Below are 4,439 nucleotides of genomic sequence, written 5' to 3' on the forward strand. Positions count from 1 at the left end.
GGCCGTGGCACCCTCGTCGGCAAAGATCTCGGCCGCGCCCACGGAAAGCGCCTGCTTGCCAAAATCGTCCGACCCGAGCGTTTCCACGACGGCCACCTTCGCGCCCTGCTCGGCCACGACCAGCGTGCGCCCGAAGGCCGCCGTGCCGCCCTCGCCGATCCAGCGGTAGACGCGGAAGGGCGCCTCGACCTGCACGTCGCGCGGAACGTACAGGAACGCGCCGCCCGTCCACAGCGACTCGTTCATCGCGGCGAACTTGCCGTCCTCGGGCGTAACGCCGGTGGCCAGGAAGCGCTGCACCAGCTCGGGGTGCTGCTGGATGGCGATCTCCAGCGAGGTGAAGATCACCCCCTGCGCCGCCAGCTCCTCGGGAAGCTCGCGCAGCACCACGGAGGCATCCACCTGCACCAGCGTGGCCGCGGATTCGCCCGCCTCGTCCATCAGCGAGGTCAGGCCGGGGGCGAACCCGCCGGCCTGGGCCGGGCCGCGCTCCTCGGCGAACGCAAAGGCATCGAGCTTCAGCGCCTTCTTGATGTCGGTGTAGCGCCAGTCTTCCAGGCGCGTGCTGGGCATGGGCGCGTCGGCGAACGCGCCGTGCGCACGCATGCGCGCGTCGAGCAGCCAGCCGGGCTCGCCCTTTCGCGCGGAAAGGATCTCCACCTGGTCGCGGGTGAAGATGCCGGTCTCGGGTGCCGCGGTCATCGTCTCCGTCATCATCCCACCGAACCTTCCATCTCCAGCTCGATCAGCCGGTTCAGCTCCACGGCGTACTCCAGCGGGAGCTCCTTGGCGATGGGCTCGATGAAGCCGCGCACCACCATCGTAGCCGCCTCGTCTTCGGAAAGACCGCGCGACATCAGGTAGAACAGCTGCTCGTCGCCGATCTTGCTGACCGTGGCCTCGTGGCCGATCTGCGCGTTCTGGTCTTCGATGTTGATGTACGGATAGGTGTCCGTACGTGCCTCTTCGTCCAGCAGGAGCGCGTCGCACTCCACGTTGCTGCGCGAGTGGTGCGCGCCGGGCTGCACGTGCAGCAGGCCGCGGTACGAACTCCGGCCGCTGCCGCGCGAGATGGACTTGGAGACGATGCGCGACGACGTGTGCGGCGCCGCGTGCACCACCTTGCCGCCCGCGTCCTGGTGCTGGCCGGGGCCGGCGTAGGCGATGGAAAGGATCTCGCCGCGCGCGCCCTCGCCCATCAGGTAGCAGCTGGGGTACTTCATGGTCAGCTTGCTGCCCAGGTTGCCGTCCACCCACTCCATCGTCCCGTGGCGGCCCACCTTGGCGCGCTGGGTGACCAGGTTGTAGACGTTGTGCGACCAGTTCTGGATGGTCGTGTAGCGGCAGCGGGCGTTGTCCTTGACGACGATCTCGATGACGCCCGAGTGGAACGAGTCCTGGCTGTACGACGGGGCCGTGCAGCCCTCGATGTACTGAACCTGGGCGCCTTCCTCGACGATGATCAGCGTGCGCTCGAACTGCCCCATCGCCTCGGCGTTGATGCGGAAGTACGCCTGCAGCGGCATGTCGAGCTTCACCCCCTTGGGGATGTACACGAACGACCCGCCCGACCACACCGCCGTGTTCACCGCGGCGAAGAAGTTGTCGCGGAACGGGACCACCGTGCCGAAGTACTCGCGCACCAGGTCTTCGTGCTCGCGCAGGCCGTCATCCATCCCCTTGAAGATGACGCCGGCGTCTTCCCACTCGGCCTTGAGCGAGTGGTACACGACCTCCGACTCGTACTGCGCGCCCACCCCGGCCAGGATGCGGCGCTCCTGGTCGGGAATGCCCAGCCGCTCGAAGGTGTTCTTGATGGTTTCGGGCACCTCGTCCCACGTCTTCCCCACCTTTTCGTTGGGGCGGATGTAGAAGAAGATGTCCTCGAAGTTGAGCCCCGACAGGTCGCCGCCCCACTCCGGCCACGGCCGGGCCTGGGCGTGCTTCAGCGCCTTGAGCCGGTTCTTGAGCATCCACTCCGGCTCGTTCTTCTGCGCGCTGACCATCCGGACGATCTCCTCGTCGAGCCCCTTGCGGCTCTTGAAGAGGTACTCGATGTCGTCCTTGAAGCCGAACTTGTATTCGTCGAGCCCGAGTGCGGCTACGTCTTCGTTGAATGGCATTGCTGCCTCCTCTGGTAGTTTTGTCGCGACCGTCAGCCTGGTGGAGGAGTGCGTTAGTGCGTGAGTGCGTTAGTGCGGAAACAGCCACTCACGCACTCACGCACTTCCGCACTCACGCACTTACTTCCTCACGAAGCCAGTCGTAGCCGCGCTCTTCCAGCTCCAGCGCCAGTTCGGGGCCACCCGTGCGGATGATCTGCCCGTCCACCATCACGTGCACCTTGTCGGGCGTGATGTAGTTGAGCATGCGCTGGTAGTGCGTGATCAGGAGCACCGACATCCCGGTGCGCTCCGACTTGATCTTGTTGATGCCCGCCGTGACGATCTTCAGCGCGTCGATGTCCAGGCCCGAGTCGGTTTCGTCCATCACGGCCAGGGCCGGCTCCAGCATGGCCAGCTGCAGGATCTCGTTGCGCTTCTTTTCGCCGCCGGAGAAGCCGTCGTTCACCGAGCGCTGGGCGAACACCGGGTCCATCTCCAACATTTCCATGCGGCCTTCCAGCTCTTCCTGGAAGTCGAAGATGTCTACCTCTTCGCCGCGCTTGGCGTTCAGCGCCGTGCGCATGAAGTTGGCGACCGACACGCCGGGGATTTCCACGGGGTACTGGAAGGCCAGGAAGATGCCGGCGCGGGCGCGCTCGTCGGGCTGCATGTCGAGCACGCTCTGCCCCTGGAACACGATGTCGCCGTCCGTCACCTCGTAGGCCGGGTGGCCCGAGATCACCTTGCTGAGGGTGCTCTTTCCGGAGCCGTTGGGGCCCATGATCGCATGGATCTCGCCCTCGTTCAGCTCCAGGTTCAGCCCCTTGAGGATCTCCGTGCCGTCTTCGGCGATCTCGGCGTGGAGGTTGGTGATCTTGAGCAGCGGTTCAGCCATCTATCGGTTCTCCTGGGCCCGCCGGCGCGCGCCGGCCGTCTCGGGTTCGTGTCCTCTTCGTACCTAGCAAGAATGATTCTTACTATCATCCATAACCTAGGTTCCGGGCGCTCCCCGGTCAAGGTTGCGCCCCTTGCGCGGCACCGGGGGGACGTGCCCAACTTCCGGGACGGACGCGCCTTCATCCGCCCCGGATTCCCCAGCCCGCGAGCACGCCGTTGACCGACGCAGAAATGCAATCGCCCCCGGGGCCGCGCACCGTGCTGGTGCTGGGCGGCGGGGGGATGAAGGGCACCGCGCACGTGGGCGTGTGGAAGGCGCTGGATGAGGCGGGCATCGTTCCCGACGCCATCATCGGCACCAGCATCGGCGCGCTGATCGGTGCGTCCATCGCGGGTGGCATGGGGTGGCGCGACCTGGGGGAGCTGGCGCGCAGCCTGACGCGCGAGGACATCGTCTCCATCAACCGGCGGGCGGTGTGGATGGGCGGCGTGCGCGAGGAGGCCGTATTCGACGGCGGGCACTTCCGGCGCTACCTGTCGGCGAACCTGCCGCTGAAGTCGTTCGCGGACGCGACGATTCCGCTGCGGATCAACGCGGTGTCGCTGATGGGGTGCGGCGAGGTGTGGTTCGGCACGGGCGTGCGGGAGGACGTGGACCCGGTGGATGCCGTGTACGCGTCGTGCGCCATTCCCATCTACTTTCCGCCGCTGCGGCTGGACGGGGACGTGCTGGTGGACGGGGGGATTCTGAACGTCCTCCCGGTGAAGCAGGCGTTCGAGTGGGGGGCGGAGCGGGTGATCGCGGTAGACGTGGGCTCGGAGATTTTGCCGCCCGCGGCCGGCTACTTCGACCGCGGGATGATCGCCATCCACGATCGCATCCTCACGATGAACATCGCCGCGCAGCGTGCGCGCGCGCTCGAGGAGTGGAAGGGGCTGCCCGTGACGCACGTCAGGCCGCGCATCGGGCACCTGGGCTCGTGGGACTTCCACCGCACGCAGTACTTCCTGGAAGAGGGCTACCGCGCCATGAAGGAAGCCCTGGCGCATTTCCCCGCGTAGGAAACTGCGGTTTCACGCGGAGGCGCGGAGGTCGCGGAGAACTGCGGAGCGGTCCCGCCGTTCCTAACGCCAGCGGACTGCGGCGGCACGCGCCTAGTGTGTTGACTCAGGAATAACGTGCGATTTAGTCATGGGGAGCTTATATTCTCCCGCATGGCAAATCGCATCCGAAAAGTGGAGCTCACCGACAGTGAGCGAGGCGTTCTGGAAGAGCGGTCGCGCTCGCAGACGCTACCGCAGCGGGAAGTCGAGCGCGCTCGCATCGTGTTGATGTCTGCGGCAGGCAAGACCAACGCCGAGATCCAGTCTGCGCTGAGCGTATCCCGCACCAAGGTGCAGCGCTGGCTGGACCGGTACGAGGAGAGCGGCAGCGTC

4 protein-coding genes and 1 pseudogene are annotated in these 4,439 nt (G+C 66.3%); 2 read left to right on the forward strand and 3 right to left on the reverse strand.

Going from position 1 to position 4,439, the window contains the following annotated elements:
- The 3 genes and pseudogenes from VIB55_RS12060 to sufC form a co-directional block, all read right to left on the reverse strand.
- Nucleotides 1–702: pseudogene (locus VIB55_RS12060) on the reverse strand (Fe-S cluster assembly protein SufD); the annotation flags it as partial.
- Between the two features lie 11 nt (nucleotides 703–713).
- Nucleotides 714–2,123: a Fe-S cluster assembly protein SufB gene (gene sufB, locus VIB55_RS12065; RefSeq protein WP_331876896.1), complete on the reverse strand. Its 1,410-nt coding sequence runs from the start codon at nucleotides 2,121–2,123 to the stop codon at nucleotides 714–716.
- Nucleotides 2,124–2,235: 112 nt separating this feature from the next.
- Nucleotides 2,236–3,000 (reverse strand): Fe-S cluster assembly ATPase SufC, encoded by a 765-nt coding sequence (gene sufC, locus VIB55_RS12070; protein WP_331876897.1) that lies wholly within the window; start codon nucleotides 2,998–3,000, stop codon nucleotides 2,236–2,238.
- A 218-nt stretch (nucleotides 3,001–3,218) separates the two neighbouring features.
- Here sufC and VIB55_RS12075 point away from each other — a divergent pair, with 218 nt between their 5' ends.
- Complete coding sequence (locus VIB55_RS12075; RefSeq protein ID WP_331876898.1) at nucleotides 3,219–4,064, forward strand: patatin-like phospholipase family protein; 846 nt, start codon at nucleotides 3,219–3,221, stop codon at nucleotides 4,062–4,064.
- Between the two features lie 153 nt (nucleotides 4,065–4,217).
- Nucleotides 4,218–4,439 (forward strand): helix-turn-helix domain-containing protein (locus VIB55_RS12080; RefSeq protein ID WP_331876899.1); only part of this gene is annotated, 222 nt, incomplete at its 3' end.

This window comes from Longimicrobium sp. (genome assembly GCF_036554565.1).
Taxonomy (GTDB): Bacteria; Gemmatimonadota; Gemmatimonadetes; order Longimicrobiales; family Longimicrobiaceae; genus Longimicrobium.